Annotated in this window: 17 protein-coding genes; 12 read left to right on the top strand and 5 right to left on the bottom strand. The window is 61.7% G+C overall.

Annotation, left to right across the window (positions count from 1 at the left end; all coding sequences use genetic code 11):
* Window positions 1-9 precede the first annotated feature (9 nt).
* Complete coding sequence (locus FHT29_RS17775; protein WP_168599942.1) at window positions 10-1,665, top strand: GMC family oxidoreductase N-terminal domain-containing protein; 1,656 nt, start codon at window positions 10-12, stop codon at window positions 1,663-1,665.
* 73 nt (window positions 1,666-1,738) lie between these two features.
* Here the strand turns inward: FHT29_RS17775 and FHT29_RS17770 are convergent, their stop codons facing one another.
* The 5 genes from FHT29_RS17770 to FHT29_RS17750 form a co-directional block, all read right to left on the bottom strand.
* Window positions 1,739-4,072: a heavy metal translocating P-type ATPase gene (locus FHT29_RS17770; protein ID WP_168599941.1), complete on the bottom strand. Its 2,334-nt coding sequence runs from the start codon at window positions 4,070-4,072 to the stop codon at window positions 1,739-1,741.
* A gap of 353 nt (window positions 4,073-4,425) precedes the next feature.
* Complete coding sequence (locus FHT29_RS17765) at window positions 4,426-5,403, bottom strand: zinc-binding dehydrogenase (RefSeq protein WP_047639916.1); 978 nt, start codon at window positions 5,401-5,403, stop codon at window positions 4,426-4,428.
* A 41-nt stretch (window positions 5,404-5,444) separates the two neighbouring features.
* The gene (locus FHT29_RS17760; RefSeq protein WP_047559186.1) at window positions 5,445-6,047 is read right to left on the bottom strand and encodes a TetR/AcrR family transcriptional regulator; all 603 of its coding nucleotides are present in this window, start codon (window positions 6,045-6,047) and stop codon (window positions 5,445-5,447) included.
* A gap of 57 nt (window positions 6,048-6,104) precedes the next feature.
* Window positions 6,105-7,361: an arsenic transporter gene (locus FHT29_RS17755; protein ID WP_047559189.1), complete on the bottom strand. Its 1,257-nt coding sequence runs from the start codon at window positions 7,359-7,361 to the stop codon at window positions 6,105-6,107.
* Between the two features lie 118 nt (window positions 7,362-7,479).
* On the bottom strand, window positions 7,480-7,935 hold the full coding sequence (locus tag FHT29_RS17750) for a universal stress protein (RefSeq protein WP_047559190.1): 456 nt from the start codon (window positions 7,933-7,935) through the stop codon (window positions 7,480-7,482).
* A gap of 546 nt (window positions 7,936-8,481) precedes the next feature.
* Here FHT29_RS17750 and cydD point away from each other — a divergent pair.
* The 11 genes from cydD (at window position 8,482) to FHT29_RS17695 (ending at window position 22,716) form a co-directional block, all read left to right on the top strand.
* Complete coding sequence (gene cydD, locus FHT29_RS17745) at window positions 8,482-10,173, top strand: thiol reductant ABC exporter subunit CydD (RefSeq protein WP_281408378.1); 1,692 nt, start codon at window positions 8,482-8,484, stop codon at window positions 10,171-10,173.
* The gene (locus FHT29_RS17740; protein WP_047559200.1) at window positions 10,170-11,861 is read left to right on the top strand and encodes an ATP-binding cassette domain-containing protein; all 1,692 of its coding nucleotides are present in this window, start codon (window positions 10,170-10,172) and stop codon (window positions 11,859-11,861) included. Before cydD ends, FHT29_RS17740 begins: the two co-directional genes overlap by 4 nt.
* Before the next feature lie 80 nt (window positions 11,862-11,941).
* A complete protein-coding gene (locus FHT29_RS17735) occupies window positions 11,942-13,543 on the top strand; it encodes a cytochrome ubiquinol oxidase subunit I (protein ID WP_168599940.1) in 1,602 nt (533 codons plus the stop codon).
* A 6-nt stretch (window positions 13,544-13,549) separates the two neighbouring features.
* Complete coding sequence (cydB, locus tag FHT29_RS17730) at window positions 13,550-14,704, top strand: cytochrome d ubiquinol oxidase subunit II (protein ID WP_047561420.1); 1,155 nt, start codon at window positions 13,550-13,552, stop codon at window positions 14,702-14,704.
* A gap of 18 nt (window positions 14,705-14,722) precedes the next feature.
* Window positions 14,723-14,845 (top strand): cytochrome bd-I oxidase subunit CydX, encoded by a 123-nt coding sequence (gene cydX / locus FHT29_RS17725; RefSeq protein WP_037197367.1) that lies wholly within the window; start codon window positions 14,723-14,725, stop codon window positions 14,843-14,845.
* A 326-nt stretch (window positions 14,846-15,171) separates the two neighbouring features.
* Window positions 15,172-16,575 carry a PLP-dependent aminotransferase family protein gene (locus tag FHT29_RS17720; protein ID WP_037197549.1) on the top strand — a complete coding sequence of 468 codons (1,404 nt, stop codon included), beginning with the start codon at window positions 15,172-15,174 and terminating at the stop codon, window positions 16,573-16,575.
* Between the two features lie 213 nt (window positions 16,576-16,788).
* Entirely contained in the window at window positions 16,789-17,193 is a 405-nt protein-coding gene (locus FHT29_RS17715; protein ID WP_037197368.1) for a DUF983 domain-containing protein, read from the top strand.
* Between the two features lie 422 nt (window positions 17,194-17,615).
* Complete coding sequence (locus tag FHT29_RS17710; protein ID WP_047561436.1) at window positions 17,616-18,956, top strand: MFS transporter; 1,341 nt, start codon at window positions 17,616-17,618, stop codon at window positions 18,954-18,956.
* 105 nt (window positions 18,957-19,061) lie between these two features.
* Window positions 19,062-20,951, top strand: a complete 1,890-nt coding sequence (locus FHT29_RS17705) for a sugar phosphate isomerase/epimerase and 4-hydroxyphenylpyruvate domain-containing protein (protein ID WP_047561418.1) — start codon at window positions 19,062-19,064, stop codon at window positions 20,949-20,951.
* Window positions 20,952-21,035: 84 nt separating this feature from the next.
* Window positions 21,036-21,707, top strand: coding sequence for a TetR family transcriptional regulator (locus tag FHT29_RS17700; RefSeq protein WP_037197370.1), 672 nt, complete (start codon window positions 21,036-21,038; stop codon window positions 21,705-21,707).
* A 139-nt stretch (window positions 21,708-21,846) separates the two neighbouring features.
* Complete coding sequence (locus FHT29_RS17695; RefSeq protein ID WP_047561416.1) at window positions 21,847-22,716, top strand: shikimate dehydrogenase; 870 nt, start codon at window positions 21,847-21,849, stop codon at window positions 22,714-22,716.
* Window positions 22,717-22,812 lie beyond the last annotated feature (96 nt).

Raw genomic sequence — 22,812 nt, 5'->3', positions numbered from 1 at the left:
ATTTGAGATATGCGTTTCGACTATATCATTACCGGCGCTGGTCCGGCGGGATGCGTTCTGGCCAATCGGCTGAGCGAAGACCCGGATGTCAACGTGCTGCTGCTGGAGGCGGGAGGCGGAGACTGGAACCCGCTCTTCCACATGCCGGCAGGCTTTGCCAAGATGACCAAGGGAGTGGCCAGCTGGGGCTGGGAGACGGTACCCCAGAAACACATGAAGGGCAGGGTTCTTCGCTATACGCAAGCCAAGGTCATCGGCGGCGGTTCGTCGATCAACGCACAGCTCTACACGCGCGGCAACGCGGTGGACTACGATCTATGGGCCAGCGAGGACGGCTGCGAGGGCTGGGACTATCGTTCCATCCTTCCCTATTTCAAGCGCGCCGAAGACAATCAGCGTTTTGCGGATGATTATCACTCCTATGGCGGGCCGCTCGGCGTCTCCATGCCGGTTTCCGCCTTGCCGATTTGTGATGCTTATATTCGTGCCGGCCAGGAACTCGGCATTCCCTACAACCATGATTTCAACGGCCGCCAACAGGCCGGCGTCGGCTTCTATCAGCTGACGCAGCGCAATCGCCGCCGCTCCTCCGCCTCGCTCGCTTATCTTTCACCCATCAAGCAGCGGAAGAACCTGACAGTCAGAACGGGCGCGCGCGTAGCCCGCATTGTCCTCGAAGGGACGCGGGCTGTCGGTGTCGAAATCGCGTCGCAACAAGGGTCGGAGATCGTGCGGGCGGAGCGGGAGGTCATCGTTTCCTCAGGTGCGATCGGCTCGCCCAAGCTGCTGCTGCAATCCGGTATCGGCCCCGCCGATCACTTGCGATCGGTCGGCGTGAAGGTCCTGCACGACCTTCCGGGCGTTGGCGGGAACCTGCAGGATCATCTCGATCTCTTCGTGATCGCGGAGTGCACCGGCGACCATACCTATGACGGCGTGGCAAAACTCCACAGGACGCTGTGGGCCGGGCTCGAATATATGCTGTTCAGGACGGGTCCCGTGGCGTCTTCCCTCTTCGAGACAGGCGGCTTCTGGTATGCCGATCCCGAGGCGCGTTCTCCCGACATCCAGTTTCACCTCGGCCTCGGCTCGGGGATCGAGGCGGGCGTCGAGCGTCTCAAGAATGCCGGCGTCACGCTGAATTCAGCCTATCTTCATCCCCGGTCCAGGGGGACGGTCCGGCTCTCCTCATCGGACCCCGCGGCCGCTCCATTGATCGATCCGAACTACTGGTCGGATCCTCACGACAGGGCGATGTCGCTGGAGGGCTTGAAGGTTGCGCGCGAGATCATGCAGCAGGCGGCCCTCAAGCCGTTCGTGCTTGCCGAGCGCCTTCCAGGCCCGAAGGTCGTCACCGACGAACAGCTTTTCGATTATGGCTGCGCCAATGCCAAGACCGACCACCATCCGGTCGGCACCTGCAAGATGGGCACCGGTCCGGATGCCGTTGTCGGCCTTGACCTGAAGGTTCGTGGATTGGAAGGGCTGCGGGTCTGCGATTCCTCTGTCATGCCGCGCGTTCCCTCCTGCAACACCAATGCACCCACGATCATGGTCGGCGAGAAGGGCGCGGATATCATTCGAGAGCTTCCGCCGCTCCCGGCTCAGATTTTTGCCCATGAGCGAAACGACGCGCGCCCGAGGGCGCGTGTCGCTATCCGTTAGGCAAAACGGTTGTTGTGAACAGGCGGGTTTCGGGACGAGTTGCTTGATATCCGCGAGTGATCCGCCACGGGTGTCAGGCTTCGATCCGCCGCCGCTTCCCGCCGAGCAGGCGCAGTGCGTTCATGGTGACCAACACCGTCGCTCCGGTATCGGCGAGGATCGCCGGCCAGAGACCGGTGACGCCGACGATCGTCGTGACCAGGAAAACACCCTTCAGGCCGAGCGCGATGGTGATGTTTTGGCCTATATTGCTCATCGTCCGCTTCGAAAGGTCGATCATCTCGATGACGTCGCCGACGCGGCCATGCAACACGGCGGCATCGGCCGTTTCGAGCGCGACGTCGGTTCCGCCGCCCATGGCAATCCCGACGTCGGCGGCGGCGAGCGCCGGCGCGTCATTGATGCCGTCGCCGACCTTGGCGACCCGAAGGCCCTGGCGTTTCAGCTCGCCGACGATGCGCTGCTTGTCTTCAGGCAGCAGCTCCGCCCTCACCTCGATGCCGAGCGTCTTGCCGATGGCCTGCGCAGTGCGCCTGTTATCGCCGGTCAGCATGATCGTCTTGATGCCGGCATCCGCTAGTGCCTTCAGGCCCGCCGCGGCATCGGCCCGCGGTTCGTCGCGCATCGCCAGCAGGCCGGCGGCCACGCCCCTGACCACCAGAACGGAGACGGTCTTTCCCTCGTCGTTGAGTTCGGCGATCCGTGCCGATTGTTCCGGGGCAAGGGGAACTCTGTCGGCGGCCGCCTGCGGCGAACCGAGGAAGACCTCGATGCCGTCAACCGTGCCGCTCACGCCCTTGCCGCCGATCGCCTTTGCATCGATGACCGACGGCACTTCCGTACCGTCCGCGGCGGCGCGATCGAGGATCGCCCGGGCGAGCGGATGGTTCGAGCCGGTTTCGAGAGCCGCCGCCAATCGCAGCACCTCTGCGTCGCCCGTGCCGAGGCCGACGATATCCGTGACCTTGGGCTTGCCCTCCGTCAGCGTGCCTGTCTTGTCGAAGGCGACTGCGGTCACCTTGCCGATATTCTCCAGCACGGCGCCACCCTTGAGGAGCAGGCCGCGTCTGGCGCCTGATGACAGCGAGGCCGCGATTGCCGCCGGCGTCGAGATGACGAGGGCGCAGGGGCAGCCGATCAGCAGGATGGCCAGGCCCTTGTAGACCCATTCGCCCCAGTTGCCGCCCAGCAGAAGCGGCGGGACGACGGCGACGAGCGCGCCGACAACGACGACGCCCGGCGTGTAATAGCGCGAGAAGCGGTCGATGAAGCGCTCGGTCGGCGCCTTCGATTCCTGCGCCTCCTCGACCAGCTTGACCACGCGGGCGATCGTGTTGTCGGCAGCGGCCGCCGTAACGCGAATGCGTAGTGCCGCATCGCCGTTGACGGTACCGGCAAAGACGGTCGCATCGGCCCCCTTGCGCACAGGCGTGCTCTCACCGGTGACGGGCGCTTCGTCGATGGCGCTTTCACCGGACAGGATCGTGCCGTCGGCGGGAATTCGGTCCCCCGGGCGCACCAGGATGACGGCACCGACGGACAGGCTCTCCGCCTGCACTTCGCGCGTCTTGCCGTTCTCCTCGACGAGGGCGGTTTTGGGAACCAGATCCGTCAGCGATTGGATGCTGGCACGGGCCTTGCCGGCCGCAACGCCTTCCAGCAGCTCGCCGATCAGGAACAGGAAGACCACGGTTGCGGCTTCCTCGCTGGCGCCGATGATAACAGCGCCGATCGCCGCGATCGTCATCAGCATCTCAATCGAGAACGGCGTTCCGACCATCGCGGCCATGAAGGCGCGCCGGGCAATCGGCAACAAGCCAACAAGCATGGCGGCGGTGAAGATCCAGCCCTCCAGTCCAGGCACGAGTTTGCCAATGGCCCAGGCCACGGCAAGTGCGATGCCGCTGGCGATCGTCAATCGGCCCTTTGCAGATTTCCACCATGGCCCGATGCTCGGCCCATGATCGTGTCCATGGAGACCGGCAACGGTCGCCGCGTGCCCATGTGCGTCGTGGCTTTGTCCCGGATGAGCATGCTCGTGGCTTCCGGTTCCACGATCGCCGTGGCCATGGTCATGATTGTGATCTTTGTGATCATGGCCTTGTGCCTGGTGATCATGATGGTCGTGGCCACAGCCGCAGGCATGGCTTTCGTCTTCCTTGGCCGCGGGCGCGCTACTTTGAGGAAGCGGAATGATCTTGTAACCCAGTCCCGTCACGCGCTTGGCAATTGCCGGCGCGAGAGTGTCATCGCCCTGATGTTTGACTGTCATCGTGCCTGCCGTGACCGATACGGAAACGTCCTCAACGCCCTGCAGGCGACGAACGGCCGTGTCGATCTTCGCAGCGCAGGAAGCGCAGTCCATGCCATCGACGCGATAGCGGCTCTGTTGTGTTGTCGAAGTCATATTCGGGTTCCAGATTGGGTCGTGGAACCATTGCTACATCCTCTAGTAACTAGAGGGACAAGAGCATTTTTATGGAATTTTCGCGGTGGCCGCTTGCTGTCGGCGGCAATCTATCGGCGTGGAGTGCGGCTATGCAGTCCCAGCGCCGCTGCTGCAACTGACCCGCGCGCGTGCAGCAGCTGGACACGCTCCGCAACGAGACGCGTGTGTCGAGGCGAAGTGTTTGAATTTATTCGCCGGCTATCGCACCGAGCGCTCTGCGGCCAGGGGCGACCCATGGAGAGGGAATGGTTACTCGTGCAAGGAGCCGGTGGCGATCCGGGAACCGGCGGGCGGCGAGCGCTGCCTGAAAGCTACGGTTTCAATAGAACCTTGCCTGCCTTGCCCGGTGTCAGCGAGGACTTTACCGCCTGGGCGATCTCCGTGATATCATAGGCCGCTTCCACCGGCAGCTCGACATCACCTGAGGCAACGCGCGCGATGAGTTCTTCGATCAGCCGGCGGCGCTCGTCGGCGGACATGGCGGCGCTGATCTTGCTGCCCCAGAATCCCTTGATCGTCAGCTGTTTGAAGATGACGGCGCCCGATGCGATCTGCATCGGCTTGCCGGCTGCCGTCCCGAAGGAAACCAGGAGGCCGTTCTCCCCCAAGAGGTCGGCAAGGTCGTTGCTCGCCACGCCTCCGACGGAATCGACGGCGGCACGGATCGGTGCGTCGCCAATGATGGCGCGCACCTTGGCCTTCCAATCCGGAGAGGCGGTCGAGACCGCATTCTCGATGCCGAACGCGGCCAGCTCGTCTACGCCGGCATCCCGCCGGACGAGATTGACCGCGTGTACGCCGCGACTATGCGCCAGCATGGCCAGGGTCTTGCCGACTGCTCCGTTCGCTGCATTCTGGATGATCCAATCGCCACGGCCGACATCGAGGAACTCCAGAAGCGCAATAGCACTGAATGGCATGGCAATGAGTTGGGCGGCGGCCTCGTCGGTGATGACATCGGGCACCGGAACGAGGCTTGCAGCGGGCGCGATGAATTGCTCGGCCCAGGTTCCATGGACACCGGCCGCAACGACGCGCTTGCCGACCAGCGTCACATCGACGCCAGCGCCGACAGCATCGACGATACCCACCGCCTCGCTGCCGCCGATGGCGGGCAAGACCGGCTTGTAGCCGTAGGCGCCGCGGACGGTCCAAAGGTCATGATTGTGAATGGGCGACAGAATGGTGCGAATCCGCACGCTTCCCGCAGCAGGTTCGGGAAGGGGCATGTCGGCGAGGCGAAGGACCGTGGTAGGATCGCCGAAGACATCATGGATGGCACTACGCATTCTGTTTTCCTTGTATGTTCATGTGCTGGTCCGGGCCTGGATCAAAGGCTGCCGGGTAGGGAAAGTGCTTGCTCGGTGGCAAGCATTGCCTGGTCGAGCGGTGTCTTGTCCTTTCCAAGCTTGGCCAGGATCGCTGCACCAAGCCACAGGCTGTAAAGCGACCGGGCCATCTTTTCCGGGACGCATGAAGGCGCAATGGAACCATCGTCGCGACCCTCGGTGATTGTTTTGGTAATGCGCCGGATGAGATCCTCGACGCCGCCGAGCAGGATCACACGCATGCCTTCGGAAAGGTCGGATATCTCCGCTGCGAGTTTCACGACGAGGCAGCGATCCGCGAGGCTGGCCGCATGATCGTCGGAAACCCATGCACGCCAATAGTGCATCAGCCTTTGACGGCCATTGCCCTTCCAGCCGAACAGAGCGTCGAGCCGCTCTGCATAGTCGGCGCAATATTCCTTCAGCAGAGCACAGCCGAAGGCTTCCTTGGACGCAAAATAATAATAGAACGATCCCTTCGGCACTGCACTTTGCTCGAGCAGTTCCTTCAGGCCAACGCCGCCAAAACCCTTTCGCAGCACCAGTTCTCGCCCGATCGCGAGGATGTGGTTACGCGTCAGATCAGATTTTCTTCTGGTCGTCATGATCCGTGCGTAACAAATAATCGACCGGTCGTCTACGACGCCGGGATTCTTTGCCCGTCATATCAGCGAAAGTGCCGCTAGCGAGAGGATCAGTGCCGGAAACATCACGACGATGCCGAGCTTCAGAAAGGCCCATGCGCCCATATGAAGGCCTTCGCGACGCAGGGCAGCGAGCCACAGGATCGTGGCGAGCGAACCGGTCACCGACAGGTTGGGACCGAGATCGACGCCGATCAGTACTGCGCCGGCTATGGCGTCCGCAACATGGGCCGCCTGTACTGCGCTGCCGGCGAAAAGGCCTGCCGGCAGGTTGTTGACGAGATTGGAGACGATCGCGACGGAAAGGCCCGCCGCGCCGACTGCCTGCCCCTGGGATTGAGCCGCAAGCGAAGCCAGCTTGCCGGACAAAAGAGCGGTCAAGCCGGTATGATTGACCGCCTCGACGATCACGAACAGCCCCGCAACGAGAGGCAGCACGCTCCAACTGATGCCGCGGATGGTCTCGACCGGGCTCTGCCGGGTGAGCGCGAGGACGAGGATGGTCGTGGTGACGCCGGCGGCGAATGTCGGGATCCCGAGATCGACGTTCATGGCCGATGCCCCGATCAGAATGATGGCGGTCGCCACAAGTCCCCATCCGGCCAGCCGGGCGCTGCGCGAAAGGGCGGGTTCCTCGACGCTGCGTGCGATGCTGTCCTCCGCCAATGCGCGTCTTTGCGTCCAGTAGAGACAGGCGAAGGTCACGACGATCGAGACGATCGACGGCAACATGAAGGTCTGCATCCACCGCGATAGGGGCGGCATCTCGCCACCGGCGAAGATGACGAGGTTGGCCGGGTTGGAGATAGGCAGCACGAAGCTGGCGGCATTGGCGATGAAGGCGCAGATCAATAGGTAGGGCATGGGGTCCTTGACCCGGGCCGCGCGGCAGGCCGCGTAGACGGCGGGTGTCAGGACGACGGCGGTCGCATCGTTCGAGAGAAACACGGTCACGACAACGCCAACGACATAGACGAGCAGAAACAGCCGCCGAGGCGAGCCTTTGGCATGCGAGGTGGCGATCGCTGCCACCCAATCGAACAATCCTTCCCGCCGGGCAAGCTCCGACAGGAGCATCATGCCGATCAGGAACAGATAGACATCGAAGCCCTTTGACACGCCGGCCCACACGTCTGCCGGCCCGATAAGCCGGAAGGCAAGCAGGAGCGCCGCGCCGAACACGGCCCAGACCGCTTCCGGCCATCGGAACGGGCGCGTGACGACCCCTATGGCGGTCAGGCCGGCGATGCTCCAGGTGATGGCGGCTTCGGTCATATAGATCGTCTTGGATAGGTGACGGGAGCGGGTATGTAACACCGTTGAACGGCAACGCAAGCGGTCACTAGGGCGTCGCTCAACAGAAGCGGTCAGAATCATGTGGCGCGACGGAGCGCTACGTCTGCTTCCCTTTGCCCTTTGTTGTTGCGCTATGGTCGGATTTCTCGGCTCGATCGATGAGAACGGAACATTCGGCGTGCCGGGTGACGTACTCGACCGTTGAACCGAATATGCGGTCGAGGATATCGGACGCATGAGTTGCCAGGACGATCAAGTCAGCCTTCTTCTCCTTGGCGACGATCAGCAAGGTTTTCGATGCCGTCCCCATGCGTACGTCGATGGAGGCGATTATACCGAGACGCTTACAGAGTGCGTTGAGCTTTTCCTCGGCTTCCCCGATGACGGAGACCGCCCATTTATCCGGGCTCTCGTCTCCGGACGGAGAGCGTTCGATGACATGCACGACGGTCAACTCGCCGCCCGGCGTCAGGAGAGCCTGAGACGTGCGCAACAAACGTTCGGCGCGCTCGCGTGATCCGAGCCCTATCGCACAAATGATTTTCGCATACATCTCAATCTCCATAAAATGCGTCGATACCGGGCGGTCGCCTCAGCCGGCCCGCAAGTTCTCCGTCAACTCTCGCTTGCGCAAACCGATCCTTGCCCAACACATCGATAACGACGGCGCCCGTCAAGTCTTGTATCGGGAATGATGCGGAGCAATACACAGCCGCGCTTTGGGATTGAAGGAAATCGCGTTGAACAGCCTGTACGAATAGTCGAAATGCCTCGTTCTGCGTCAATCTGCCGTCTTTGCGGAGGTGCCCTGCGACATCCTGCGCTTTTGTGCAGTGCAAAAAATGCACTAGTACTATTTCGCGAACAACTTGCCATGGTATCAACCCATCGGCGAGCCGGCGTCGCTATTCTGGCGCTGACAAGGAGCGGAAAGCCAGTCATATTAGTTGGGCTCCGATATCATCGGTTGCAGCAAGTGTGTTCCTGGTTCGGCGATTGGCCCTTCTTGAGGGCACGGAATTGGAAAGGGCAGGCTAGCGTGAGTGTTTCCTCTACCGGCGATGGAATGTTGGAAAGACGAGAGGCTGGTGGCCCGAGCATGTCTGCAAGCGCCGATGCTCGTGGTGCAGCCGCCCGCCGATCTCCGGAACGGCTCGCCCGTTTGGGTTTTGCGTCGGCTTTGCACTGCTTGTCTTCTCTGGTGTGGATAGGGCAGGCCGCCATGCTCGCCGTTGGCGTGGGAGCGATCAGCGAAGGTGGTGGGGTGTCGGATCTGACGATACCCGCTACCATCGTCTTGGGCCTTGGCATCCTGCGTGCCGCCCTGGATGCGGCTGGCGGGCGGCTGGCTTTCCAGGCGGCACGCCGGGAGCTGACCGCGCATCGTTCGGCCGCAACGGCAGCACTCGCACTCCGCTCGCCCCTGGATAGCGCCAGGCCCGCATCCGGTCTGGCGGCGAGCATGCTGGGCGAGCAGGCCGAAGCGATTGTTCCTTATTTCCAGCGATTTCGTCCCGCACGCTTGAAGGCAAGCGTGGTGCCGCTCGTCATGTTCGTCTGCATCCTCCCGATTTCCTGGGTAGCGGCCGTGATCCTCGCTCTCTGCGCACCGCTGATCCCGATCTTCATGGCGTTGATCGGCTGGCGTGCCAAAGCCGCCAGCGAGAAACAGCTCGCCGAGACCGGCGGCATCAACGCTTTTCTGCTCGACCGGCTGCGCGGACTTGCCACCATTCGCGCGCTCGGTGCTGTCGATGCGACGGCGCTGCGATTGCGTGGGGACGCGGAGTCGTTGCGGGTTCGCACCATGGCGGTGTTGAGAATCGCCTTCCTGTCGTCGGCGGTATTGGAATTTTTCTCCGCTCTCGGCGTTGCAGCGATGGCCGTCTATGTCGGCTTCAGCCTACTCGGCTCGATCGACATCGGCACTTGGGATGGTCGCCTGACATTGACGCAGGGGCTCTTCATTCTTCTGCTCGCACCCGCCTTCTTCGAGCCGTTGCGTGAATTGTCGGCAGTCTGGCACGACCGGGCAGCCGGAGAAGCGGCCCTTGCGGCGCTGAAGGATCTGGCATCGTCGCAACAAACGATTCTCGGCGGCAGCGATGCGAAGCCGTGCATATCCACCGGCCCTGCCTCGGTCGAGATCCAAGGTCTGGTCTTCCGCCATGGTGCGGAGCGGAGGGCTGTCATCGATCATTTCGATCTCTTCGTCGCTCCAGGCGAACATATCGCTCTATGGGGCGCCAGCGGCTCCGGCAAGACGACCATTCTGTCGCTGATTGCAGGCCTAGCGCCGCATGAAGCCGGCGTGATTCGTGTCGGCGGCGTTCCGCTGCGGGATGATACGGCGGATGGCTTGCGCCGGCGAATGGCGTGGATCGGGCAGTCGCCTCATGTGTTCGCTGGTAGTGTCATAGGGAATATTGCGCTGGGACGAACCGGCATCGATGGTCATGCGGTTGCAAATGCCCTCCGGAATGTGGCGCTCGACGAGGTCTTTACTGCCGAGAGGGTTGCAGCGGTCGGAGAGGGCGGTCTCGGTCTTTCCGGCGGCGAGGCATTGAGGCTGGCGCTTGCCCGGATGATGGTCGACGAACACGCCGACATCATCCTTGCCGACGAGCCGACTGCCCATCTCGATGCGCAAACGGCGGCTGCCGTGACGGATGCGCTGCTTGCGCTTGCCAAGGGCCGTGTGCTGATCGTCGCCACACATGATCCGGTGCTGGCAGGACGTCTCGGCCGTGTCGTTCGTCTGGATGCACCGGTGCGGAGGGTGGCTGCATGAGACGCTCTCTCTCTACCCTTCTTCCGGTTATCCGGCTGTTCTGGATCGAGCGCGGCGCGAGCCTTGGTCTCGGCGCCGGCCTGTCGGCACTGGCAACGCTTGCCGGTACCGCGCTGCTCGGACTATCCGGCTGGTTCATCACCGCTTCGGCCTTTGCCGGCCTGACGGTCACCAGCGCAATGGTCTTCGATGTCTTTGCGCCTTCCGCCGGCATACGCCTGCTTGCGATCGGCCGCACGGCGGCTCGCTATGGCGAGAGAATCGTGACGCATGATGCGACGCTCAAGGTGCTCGCAGCGCTGCGTGAGCGGCTGTTTCGCGGCTGGGCGCAGCCGGCTGCCGCCGCAGCGATGATGCGCCGGCCGGCAAAGCTGCTCTTCCGCTTGACGAACGATGTCGATGCGCTCGATTCGCTCTATCTGCGCGTGCTGGTGCCGGCCGGCGTTGCCGTCCTTGCCGCTTTCGCGGTCATGATCGCGCTCTGTTTCATCGATCCGCTGTTTGGTGGCCTGGCGGGACTGTGGCTTGTTGCCATCTGTCTTGGCCTTTCGCTCGCGGCGGGACATTTTGCGTTTAAGCCGGGGCGGCGTCGCGTCCATGCCATGGAAGCCTTGCGCGCCCGGAGCATCGATCTCGTCGCCGGCCAGACGGACCTTGCAATGGTCGGGCGGTTGCAGGCGCAACGGGTGGCCATTGCTGCGGCCGATCAACGGCTGGCGCAGGCCGACGATGCCCTCAACCGGATCGACACCGCTGTCGCTGCAGGCTTTTCGCTGGCCTCCACATTACTTTTGACAGCAACGCTCCTGACCGTCGCCCTGCTTGCCAAGCAGGGAACGATTGGAGCGCCTTCCGCCGCTTTCGCACTGCTGGTCGCTTTCGCCGCCACGGAGCCCTTTGCTGCCATGCGTCGTGGTGCCCTTGAACTCGGGCGGACGTTGCTTGCCGCCAAACGCATTGCGCCCCGGCTGGCGCCGGTTTCTGCTGCGCCGGGGATTATCGGGCCGGACCCGGAGCATGCCTTCCAGATGGCAGGTGTCGTCGCCGGGCATCAAGGCGCGGCGCTGCCGGTCCTGCGCGATCTATCCCTGTCGCTGGCGGTCGGTGAACGCTTGGCCATCGTCGGCCCGAGCGGTGTCGGCAAGTCGACATTGCTGGCGCTGCTCGCAGGCGAGATCGCTGCAACCAATGGCACGGTTGCCTCTCTGCCGGCGGCGACGCTGACACAGCGCAGCGAGCTGTTTCAGGACACGGTGCGCGACAATCTGCGGCTGGCGGATCCGCATGCGGATGATAGCCAGCTGCGCCGCGCGCTCGCCACCGCCGGTTTGCTCGAGGATATCGAAGCCTTGCCGCGCGGTCTTTCGAGCCGTCTCGGCGAAGGCGGCAGCGGCCTGTCCGGCGGACAATCGCGCCGGCTGGCGCTTGCAAGGCTTTTGTTGCGCGACACGCCGCTGTGGCTGCTCGATGAGCCGACGGAAGGCCTCGATGCCGGCACGGCTCGCGCGGTGCTTGTACGGCTGGTTTCGGCGGCCGCCGGGCGCAGCCTTGTCATTGCCACGCACATCCGCCGCGAGGCCGATATCGCCGATCGCATCGTGCTCCTGGACGGCGGTCGTATCGCCGCCACAGCGCTGCGCGGCACACCGGAATTCGACATGCTCCTCGACCGGCTCCGGCCGGACTGAGGGGCAAAGTAGCATGCCCGCGGCGCGTCGAATGGCGCCGCATTCCTGTCAGACACACCGTAGGGGGTGGGAGAAAGACTATGGAACTTGATATCGTGGCGCTATCGCGTCTGCAGTTTGCCATGACGGCGCTGTATCACTTCTTGTTCGTGCCGCTGACACTCGGCCTGTCCGTGCTGCTTGCCATCATGGAAACGACTTATGTCATGACCGGCCGGCAGATCTGGCGGCAGATGACGAAGTTCTGGGGGACGCTGTTCGGCATCAATTTCGTGCTCGGTGTCGCCACAGGCATCGTGATGGAATTCCAGTTCGGCATGAACTGGAGTTACTACAGCTATTATGTCGGCGATATTTTCGGGGCACCGCTGGCGATCGAAGGCCTGATGGCCTTCTTCCTGGAGGCGACCTTTGTCGGCCTGTTCTTCTTCGGCTGGGACAAGCTGTCGAAGGTCGGCCATCTGGTGGCCACCTGGGCTGTCGCGCTCGGCTCGAACTTCTCGGCACTGTGGATCCTGATCGCCAATGGCTGGATGCAGAACCCTGTGGGTTCGGCGCTCAATCCGCAGACCATGCGCATGGAGATCACCAGCTTCTTCGATGTCGTCTTCAATCCGGTCGCCCAGGCGAAATTCGTCCACACCGTTTCGGCCGGCTACGTCTGTGCCTCGGTCTTCGTGCTTGGCGTCTCGGCCTGGTACATGCTGAAAGGCCGGCATATCGAGATCGCCAAGCGCTCGATGACGGTCGCGGCCTCCTTCGGTCTCGCCTCGGCACTGTCGGTGGTCGTGCTTGGCGACGAAAGCGGTTATCTGACGACCGAGCATCAGAAGATGAAGCTCGCGGCGATCGAGGGCATGTGGACGACCGAGCCGGCGCCGGCTGCCTTCACCGCCTTCGGTTTTCCGGACCAGGAGGCGCGAGAGACCCATTATGCCGTGCATATTCCCTGGGTCATGGGCCTGATCGGCACGCGGTCGCTGACGACGGAGATCTCCGGTATCGACACGCTCGAGAAGCAAGCGGAGACCCGCATCCGCGACGGCATCAAGGCCTATGACGCGCTGATGAAGATCCGCGCGGCAAAGCCGGTGGCCGCCGGTACGGCAGTACAGGACCCGGCCGCCGAGCAGGCACGTTCCTCCTTCGCGGATATCGGTCATCAGCTCGGCTATGCGCTGCTCTTGAAGCGCTATGTCGACGATCCCCGGCAGGCGACTGACGCGCAGATCGCGCAGGCGGCTCGTGACACCATTCCGCATGTGCCGACGCTGTTCTGGTCCTTCCGCATCATGGTCGGTCTCGGCATGTTCTTCATCCTGCTGATGACGGTGTTCTTCTGGCTGTCGGCCCGGCGCAAGCTCGACCGCTATCCGCTGCTGCTGCGGATTGCCGTCTTCGCCATCCCGCTGCCCTGGGTCGCCATCGAGCTGGGCTGGGTGGTTGCCGAATTCGGCCGCCAGCCATGGATCATCGAAGGCGTGCTGCCGACGGCTGCTGCCGTCTCCAATCTCGGCGCCGGCACCGTGCTTCTGACCATCCTCGGCTTCGCGGCGATCTATACCGTCCTCATTGTCATCGAGATGACGCTGATGATCAAGGCGATCCGCAAGGGCCCGGAACCGGACGAGGTGCCGGAGGCCAAGTTGATTTCCGAAAACCTCGTTCCGGCTGCGGAGTGACCTGCCATGATCCTTCATGAATTAATCGACTACGAGACCCTGCGCATCATCTGGTGGCTGCTCCTCGGCGTCTTGCTGATCGGCTTTGCCGTGACCGACGGTTTCGACCTCGGCGTCGGTACGCTTCTTCCCTTCGTCGCCAGGACGGATACGGAGCGGCGCATTGCCATCAACTCGATCGGCCCGACCTGGGAAGGCAACCAGGTTTGGCTGATCCTCGGCGGCGGCGCCATCTTCGCCGCCTGGCCGCCGCTCTATGCGGTGTCCTTCTCCGGCTTCTATCTTGCCATGTTCGCCATCCTGTTTGCGTTGATCCTGCGGCCGGTCGCCTTTAAATACCGGTCGAAGCGCGAAAGCGCCCGTTGGAAGGCCGGTTGGGACTGGGCGCTGTTCATCGGCGGCTTCGTTCCCTCGCTGATCTTCGGCGTGGCGGTCGGCAACGTGCTGCAGGGCGTGCCCTTCCGCTTCGATGACGACATGCGCATCTACTATGAAGGGTCGTTCTTCGCGCTTCTGAACCCTTATGCGCTGCTCTGCGGCCTTCTCTCTGTCTCCATGCTCACCATGCACGGTGCAGCCTGGCTTCAGGTCAAGACGGACGGTGTCGTTGCGGAGCGTGCTCGTCGCTATGGCAGTCTGGCGGCTGTGGCCGTGATCGTTCTCTTTGCGCTGGGCGGCCTGTTTCTCTGGGCGGGGATCGACGGCTATCGCATTTCCAGCGCCATCGATGCGGCCGGCCCTTCCAATCCGCTGCTCAAGACCGTCGAGCACAGTCCAGGGGCGTGGCTTGTCAACTACGGTACGCATCCGTGGATGATGATCGCGCCGGTTCTCGGTTTCGTCGGCGCGGCCGCCGCCCTGCTTGCCATGCTGGCCCGGCGTGAAGTGACCGTGCTGTTGTTCAGCAAGCTTGCCATCCTCGGCATCATCTCGACGGTGGGTCTGTCGATGTTTCCCTTCCTCCTGCCGTCGTCGCTCGATCCGCGCTCCAGCCTGACGGTCTGGGATGCTTCGTCCAGTCACCTGACCCTGTTCATCATGCTCGTCGTCACGGGCATCTTCCTGCCGATCATCCTTTTCTACACTGCCTGGGTCTATCGGGTGCTGTGGGGCAAGGTCGACGAGAAGACGGTGAACGACAAGGGCGGTCACGCCTACTAACCTTCAAGGAGAATCCGCATGTGGTACTTCGCCTGGCTTCTCGGCTTTCCTCTGGCCGCCGCTTTCGCTGTCCTCAATGCCATGTGGTATGAACTCGTCGACGATCAGGCGAAAGAGAAAGCCTCCCAAAAGGGGCAATGACTATGAAGGCAACGCCAAATCGTTGTCCGGCCAAGCAGGAATGGCATCCCGGCTCGCGCCGGGCTGCCCCGGGACTGCCGCCGTCTGAGCGGCGTTTTCGCAAACCTACTGTGCGGAAATACCATCAATCTAGTTTTTGGTGCATTCAATTGTATGGTTCTCTCGCTGAACGGAGCGTGGCGTCGACATGCCAGCTGCGGCATTTGGTCATTCGTCGCCCACAAAGTGGACGCGATGTTTTCGCGTGACGTGAGCCGCATGCAACAATATACGATCAATGTCGGTTGGATTTCTTTCCCCGTCCGATCATCATCGCGGAGCATGAAATGAAGAACTGGCATCCCGATCTCAGCCGCTCCTCAAATCCCCGATATATCGCCATTGCCGACCTGATCGAAATGGATCTGCGTAGCGGCGTTCTGGTGGTGGGCGACAGGCTGCCGCCACAGCGCGAGCTTGCGAAGCGCCTCAATATCGATTTCACGACGGTGGCGCGAGGCTATGTCGAGGCGCAGAAGCGCGGGTTGGTGGATTCCCATGTGGGTCGCGGCACATTCGTGACCGGTGGCGCCGACAAGGAGCGCCGTGGCTTCGTGTCAGATGCGGCGCCCGATCCGCGCCGCACCTCGATGGTCGACTTCTCGATGAACCTGCCGCCGGAGCCGAACGATCCGGACCTCGTTGCCCGCATGCGCGAAGGCATGTCCGCGGTGGCGACCAATCTCATTTCACTGCTGCGTTATCAGGGTTTCGGCGGCTCGAGCATGGACAAGGAAGCGGCTGCCGCCTGGCTCAGCCGCCGCGGGCTTGTGCCGTCGCAGGAGCGCATCTTCGTAACGCCAGGAGCGCATCCGGCCCTGCTCGCCATATTCGGTCTGCTTGCCAAGCCCGGAGAGGCGGTGCTGTCAGAAAGGATTACGTATCCGGGCATGCGTTCGATTGCCGCCCAGCTCCGGCTTAATCTCGCGGGCCTTCCGATGGATGAAGAGGGTATCCTGCCGGACGCCTTCGCCGAGGCCTGCGAACGGCTGCAGCCGAAGGCGCTCTATCTCAATCCGACGCTGCAAAATCCGTTGACGTTGACCATTCCGGAGAAACGCCGCGAGGCGATTGCGGCGATTGCTCGCGAATACCACGTGCCGGTCATCGAGGATGACGCCTACGGCTTCATTCCGCTGCATGGTCCCCCGCCGATCGCGGCCATCGCGCCGGATCTGGCCTGGCACATCGGCGGATTGGCAAAATGCATCGGTGCGGGGCTTCGCCTCGCCTATGTCGTTGCGCCGGATACGAAAGCCATATGGCCCTTCGTCAGCGCCATGCGAACCAACAATGTCATGGCCTCACCGCTGAATGTGGCGCTCGCAACCCGCTGGATAGAGGACGGCACCGCCGATGGCATTCTGCGCTTCATTCGCGCGGAATCGGCTGCGCGCCAGGCGATGGTGGCCAATATTCTGCCGGCCGGCAGCTACAATGCCGATCCGATAAGCTTCAATATCTGGCTGCCGCTGACCAACGGCTGGACGCGCTCCACGTTCGGCAGCCACATGCGCAACTCCGGCATCGGCGTCGTGGCGAGCGATGTCTTTACGGTCGACGGAACAGCGCCCGAGGCCGTGCGGGTCTGCCTCGGCGGCCCGATTTCACGCGAAAGATTGCAAGGCGCGCTGGATTTCATGGCGCATGCCCTGGAAGGCCCGCCGGAGATGGCAGCCTCATTTTTCTGAGTTCGCTCAGCTTCCCGAACGCTGCGATGGACAGGCGGCTCGCGACTGCGGGCGGCACACGCAATCCTCTGCGCCCGCTTCCGCTCTATTTACGCTGCGTCATTCTGACGAATGGACAAACAATTCTCTTTCATTGTAATTACATTGTATGCATGCAATAATCAAAATTGAATGCATCATAATGCTGACTTACCGTTTGAAAGCGAGATTGCCATGGATACCGAATATCCCCCGCTGAAGCCGCTGCAGACCGGACTGAGATGCCGTTGCCCGCGTTGCGGTCAGGGACGTCTGTTCGACGGGTTCCTGACTCTGCGCAAGGAGTGCGAGGCGTGCGGGCTCGACTACTCCTTTGCCGACCCGGCCGATGGGCCAGCCTTCTTCGTCATCTGCTTCGCCTGCATTCCGAGCGTACTTCTTGGTGTTTGGCTGGAGGTCGCCTATTCCGCACCGATCTGGGTTCAGTTTCTGGTGACCGGCCCCTTTATGCTGGCGACCTGCATTCCACCGCTACGGCCCTTGAAGGGTTGGTTGATCGCGAGCCAATATTTCTACAAGGCGGAGGAAGGCAAGCTCGTTCGTCTGCCTGCTACGGATGCACCTCAGAGTGTGAAATAAGTTTCGGGCCGCTCCAATCGAGAGCCGGGATACATCATCGTCAGCCAACCGGAGAGACCGCCCGTAAGTGTCTCTGCGACCATAGTGCGTTGCGTTTACCGCGCGCCTATGTATCGCCCCAAAAGCGATTAACATCATATGCATAGACGGCTATTCCAATGCCGGAACCTGCCCGATTGAAAGGGCGGAGCCTGCATGGATCAATCTGGAAAAATAGGCCGGCAAGCAGCTTCAAACAGCGGTACTTTACAAAACGAACTAGTTCGTACATTATTTGTCGTGAGGAGTGACGAACGCTGCCATGGGTGGCGTCCATGGCTGCCAAGACAATCTTGGATGTCACGCGGGAGGGTGCCGGCCGAAGCTTGCGCTCAGGGATGCGGCATGTCTTCGAAACGGAAATGTTCTGGGGAGGAACGATGATGAAAACACCAGTCGAACATAAAACGCCGAAGCGCGCCGCCTTGGCGAGCTGGCTTGGAAGTGCTGTCGAATATTACGATTTCTTCGTTTATGGGACGGCGGCGGCGCTGATCTTTCCAAAGATATTCTTTTCTGCGGAAGATCCGCAGACGGCGGCAATCGCCTCGTTCGCCACCTTCGGCGTTGCCTATATCATGCGCCCGCTGGGTGCCGTTATCCTGGGTCATGTCGGCGACAAGTTCGGCCGCAAGAAGGTGCTCACCTTCACGCTGCTGCTCATGGGATTTTCGACCTTCATCATCGGCTGCCTGCCGACCTATCATCAAGCCGGCATATTGGCACCGATGCTTCTGGTTCTGGCGCGACTGCTGCAGGGCATCTCCGCCGCCGGCGAGCAGGCCGGAGCCAGCTCGATGACGCTCGAGCACGCGCCGGAGCATCGGCGTGCCTTTTTCACCAGCTTCACGCTAAGCGGCACGCAGGCCGGATTGATCCTTGCAACCCTCGTCTTCATACCGCTGGGGAGGCTTGACGAAGCCGCGCTCTTGTCATGGGGCTGGCGCATTCCCTTCTTCCTGAGCTTCGTCGTCGTCATCGTCGGTTTCTGGGTTCGCCGCACGCTGGCCGAGACCCCAGCCTTCCTTGAAGAGACTAAGAAGGGCGAGGTTGCCAAGTTGCCGCTGGTCGCCCTGATGACGAACTATTGGGCCGATGTCCTGCGCATCATCTTTGCCGCATTGATTTCGGTCGTCAGCACGATCTTCAGCGTCTTCACCCTATCCTATGCAGTCAACACCATGCATATCGACCGCTCCACCATGCTGACCGTGCTGGTGCTCGCCAATCTCGTGGCGCTTGGTGCGATCCCGCTATGGGCGACCCTGGCCGACCGCATCGGTCGAAAGCCCATCTTCATCTTCGGCGCCATCGGCTGCGCAATTCTGATCTGGCCCTATATCTGGGCGATCAGCCAAAACAACCTCACGCTCGTCTTCGTCCTCGGCATTCTGCTCTCGGGCGTGGTCTACAGCGCCTCCAACGGCATCTGGCCGGCGCTCTATGCGGAAATGTTCGATACCCGCGTGCGTCTGTCCGGCATGGCGGTGGGCACCCAGATCGGTTTTGCGCTCGGCGGCTTCGCCCCTGCGATCAGTGCCGCCTTAATGGGCGCCGGGCCGATGGGCTGGGTACCGGTCGCAGCATTTACCTCGATCACCGCTCTCATTGCCGCCGTTTCCGCGGCAACGGCGACAGAGACCTATCGGACACCGATCGACCAGCTCGGCAGGGATATAGGCCGATACGCGGCTACGACGCCGCATGCCGACCGCGCCCGCTGACTATGAACGGGTGCCGGTGCGTTGTGCCGGCACCTCATAGCAGCAGCGGGGGCACGCGATCGCGGATGAATTTGTTGGAAATCGCCAAATGGATGGGATGACACAATGAAAACCTCGATCGCGACCGTTTCGATCAGCGGCGATCTCAAAGAGAAGCTGCACGCCATCGCCAAGGCCGGTTTCGACGGTGTCGAAATCTTCGAGAACGACTTCCTTGCCTTCGATGAATCGCCGCGCCAGGTCGGCCAGATGGTTAGGGATTACGGCTTGGAGATCACGCTCTTTCAGCCGTTCCGCGATTTCGAGGGCATGCCCGAGCCGTTGCGCAGCCGCACTTTCGATCGTGCCGAGCGCAAATTCGATCTCATGCAGGAAATGGGCACCGATCTTGTGCTTGTTTGCTCGAACGTCTCTTCGGCGGCGCTTGGCGGCATCGACCGTGCTGCCGCCGACTTTTTCGAGCTTGGGGAGCGGGCGGCAAAACGCGGCCTGCGTGTCGGATACGAGGCGCTTGCCTGGGGGCGGCACATTCACGATCACCGCGATGCCTGGGAAATTGTCCGACGTGCCGATCACCCAAATATCGGCCTCATCCTCGATAGCTTCCACACGCTTTCGCGCAAGATCGACGTCAATTCGATCCGGTCGATCCCGAAGGAAAAGATCTTCATCATCCAGCTTGCAGACGCACCGCTGATCGACATGGATCTTCTTTATTGGAGCCGTCATTTCCGCAACATGCCGGGCGAGGGCGATCTGCCCGTCCTCGATTTCATGAATGCGGTAGCGGCGACGGGCTATGACGGCTATCTCTCGCTCGAGATTTTCAACGACCAGTTCCGCGGCGGCTCGCCGACGGCCATTGCCGTCGACGGCAGGCGCTCGCTTGTCTATCTGGGCGATCAGGTCCGCCGCGCCGTAAGCGGCAGCAACCTGACGCTGGCGCCCATGCCGCCGCGTGCCGAAGTCGAGGGCGTGGCGTTCATCGAATTCACCGTCGATGAAGCCGAGATATCGGCCCTTTCCGATCGCCTGCGCGGGCTGGGCTTCCGGCATGTCGGCCGCCATAAGACCAAGCGCGTCGATGTCTTCAGGCAGGGAGGCATCAATCTGGTCGTCAATGCGGATCAAGGCGGATTCGCCGGCGCTTCCTATGCGCTGCACGGGCAATCGGCCTATGCGATGGGCCTATGGGTCGGCGAGGCGCAGGCGGCCCTTGCGCGTGCCGTTGCGCTCGGCGCCGAGCGTTTCGAGCAGTCGTTGGATCCCGGCGAGATCGAAATGCCTGCCATACGCGGGATCGGCGGTGGCATCCTCTATTTCCTCGATCGCCAGAGCCCGCTCGGGCGGATCTGGGAGATCGAGTTCGACCCCGTCGAGGATAGTGCCGATCTGCAGCCGGTAGGTTTGACAGGCATCGACCATGTCGCGCAGAGCATGAAGTATGATGAGCTGCTGACCTGGTTGCTGTTCTATACGGCGATACTCGATGCGCATAAGACGCCGATGGTCGACATCATCGACCCGGCCGGTGTCGTTCGAAGCCAGGTCGTCGAAAATGACCCGGGTACGTTGCGGATCACGCTGAACGGTGCGGAGAACCGCAATACGCTGGCCGGCCATTTCATCGCCGAGACATTCGGCTCGGGCATTCAGCATCTGGCCTTTGCGACCGACGACATCTTCGCGACGGCATCGGCCCTTTCGGCCAACGGCTTCGTGACATTGGCGATCTCGCCGAATTACTACGACGATCTGGAAGCCAGGTTCGGCCTCGACCCGGATTTCACCGAGCGCCTGAAGGCACATAATATTCTCTACGATCGTGACGAGCATGGCGAATATTTCCAGCTCTACAGCCCGACCTATGGCGAAGGCTTCTTCTTCGAGATCGTCCAGCGCAGCGGCTATCGCGGCTATGGCGCGGCGAACGCCATCTTCCGCATCGCAGCGCTGAGGCGGCATCTGCGGCCGATTGGTCTGCCGAAGCGTTAGGCTCTCCCCATTCGCGTTGAGGCTGTGTTAAAGCTTTGATCTTCAATGGCGCGCATCGATGAACCCAGGAAGACGAGCAAAGGCATGACCAAAGCGCAAGCGGCCAAGATCGAGCGCCTTACGCGAAAGAACGATCCCGACGCGACCAAGGAAAATATTCTGAAGATCGCGACGGAAGAGTTTGTCGCCGCAGGCTTTTCCGGCGCTCGCGTTGATGAGATAGCCGAGCGCACCAAGACCTCCAAGCGGATGATCTATTATTATTTCGGCAGCAAGGAAGGGCTCTATCTCGCCGTTCTCGAGCAGGCGTACACCAAGATCCGCACGCTGGAGAGCGAACTCGATCTGCAGAACATGCCGCCCGTTCAGGCCATGGCCCAACTGATCGAAAGCACCTTCGATCACGACGATCAGAATCCCGATTTCGTGCGCCTCGTCAGTATCGAGAACATTCATCGTGCCGAGCACATGAAACGCTCGGTCGTGCTGTCGCAGATGAATATCGCCGTGATCGACATCATCACCGAAATCCTGGCGCGCGGCTATGCCGACGGCAGCTTTTCGCGCCGGGTGGACCCGGTCGATCTGCATATGATGATCAGTGCACAATGCTTTTTCCGCGTGTCGAACCGCCATACCTTCGGGGCGATCTTCGAACGCGACCTATCTTCCGATGAATTAAAGAATCGGCACAAGGCATTGATAGTCGATGCAATCTTGGCTTTCTTAAAGACACCTTCCTCAGAGATTACATGAGAATCTGAACCGTCGGAAGATATCGACCGACGTTACCCCGGAATAGGATTTCTGCGGCGTTCATTGACTTTACGTACTAGTTCGTACATTTTGATTGTGGGCGGAGATATTCCTTTGACTCGCCGCTCGGGAGGATAGATTGAACACTCAGGCAGCCATCATTCCGCGTCAACTTCATGTCGGCCTGATAGGCGCGGGCATCGGCCGCTCGTTGACGCCGGCCATGCATATGCGCGAAGGCGAGCATTGTGGCCTTTCCTATCAATACGATCTGATCGATCTTGAGGCACGGGGTCTTTCCGTGTCGGATCTGCCGGCCCTGATCGATGAGGCGGAGGCAGCGGGTTTCGCCGGCCTGAATATCACGCATCCCTGCAAACAGGCTGCCGTCGCGCTGGTCGATGAACTGTCGCCGGATGCCCAGGCGCTGGGGTCGATCAATACGATCGTCTTTCGTGGTGGGCGCAGGATCGGGCACAATACGGATTGGTGGGGCTTTGCGGAGAGCTTTCGTCGTGGGCTTGGCGATGTCTCGCTTGATCGTGTCGTGCAGTTGGGAGCGGGCGGCGCCGGGGTTGCCGTCGCGCATGCGGTGGCGCAAATGGGCGCGCGCTCGATCGAGATCTTCGATCTGGACCCGTCCCGCGCGCATGCGCTTGCCGATCAGTTGCAGGCGGCTCATGCCACCTGTTCCTTCTCCGTCGGTCACAACCTCGCTGAAGCCTTGAATGGGGCGGATGGTCTCGTGCATGCGACACCGACGGGCATGGGCGCCCACCCTGGCCTGCCGCTCGAGGCCCATCTTGTTTCGGATCGCTTCTGGGTCGCGGAGATCGTCTATTTCCCTATCGAAACGGAACTGGTGAAACTTGCCAGACAGAAGGGATGCCGGGTTCTCGATGGCGGCGGCATGGCGGTGTTCCAGGCGGTCAAGGCTTTCGAACTGTTCACAGGCATTCGCCCCGATGCGGAGCGCATGATGCAGCATTTCGACTCGCTGCGTTCTTAGACCATCGGATAATCCCCTGAAACGAATGGTGCGGAAGATGCCGGGTTGATAGCCCGGCCTTTTTGCTTTGGAGGCGAATTCAGGCAGCCGCCATCC

The organism is Rhizobium sp. SG741 (assembly GCF_012275435.1).
GTDB classification, from domain to species: Bacteria; Pseudomonadota; Alphaproteobacteria; order Rhizobiales; family Rhizobiaceae; genus Rhizobium; species Rhizobium lusitanum.
Note: the sequence above shows the minus strand (reverse complement) of the source record. Positions and strands in the feature narration are given on the sequence as shown.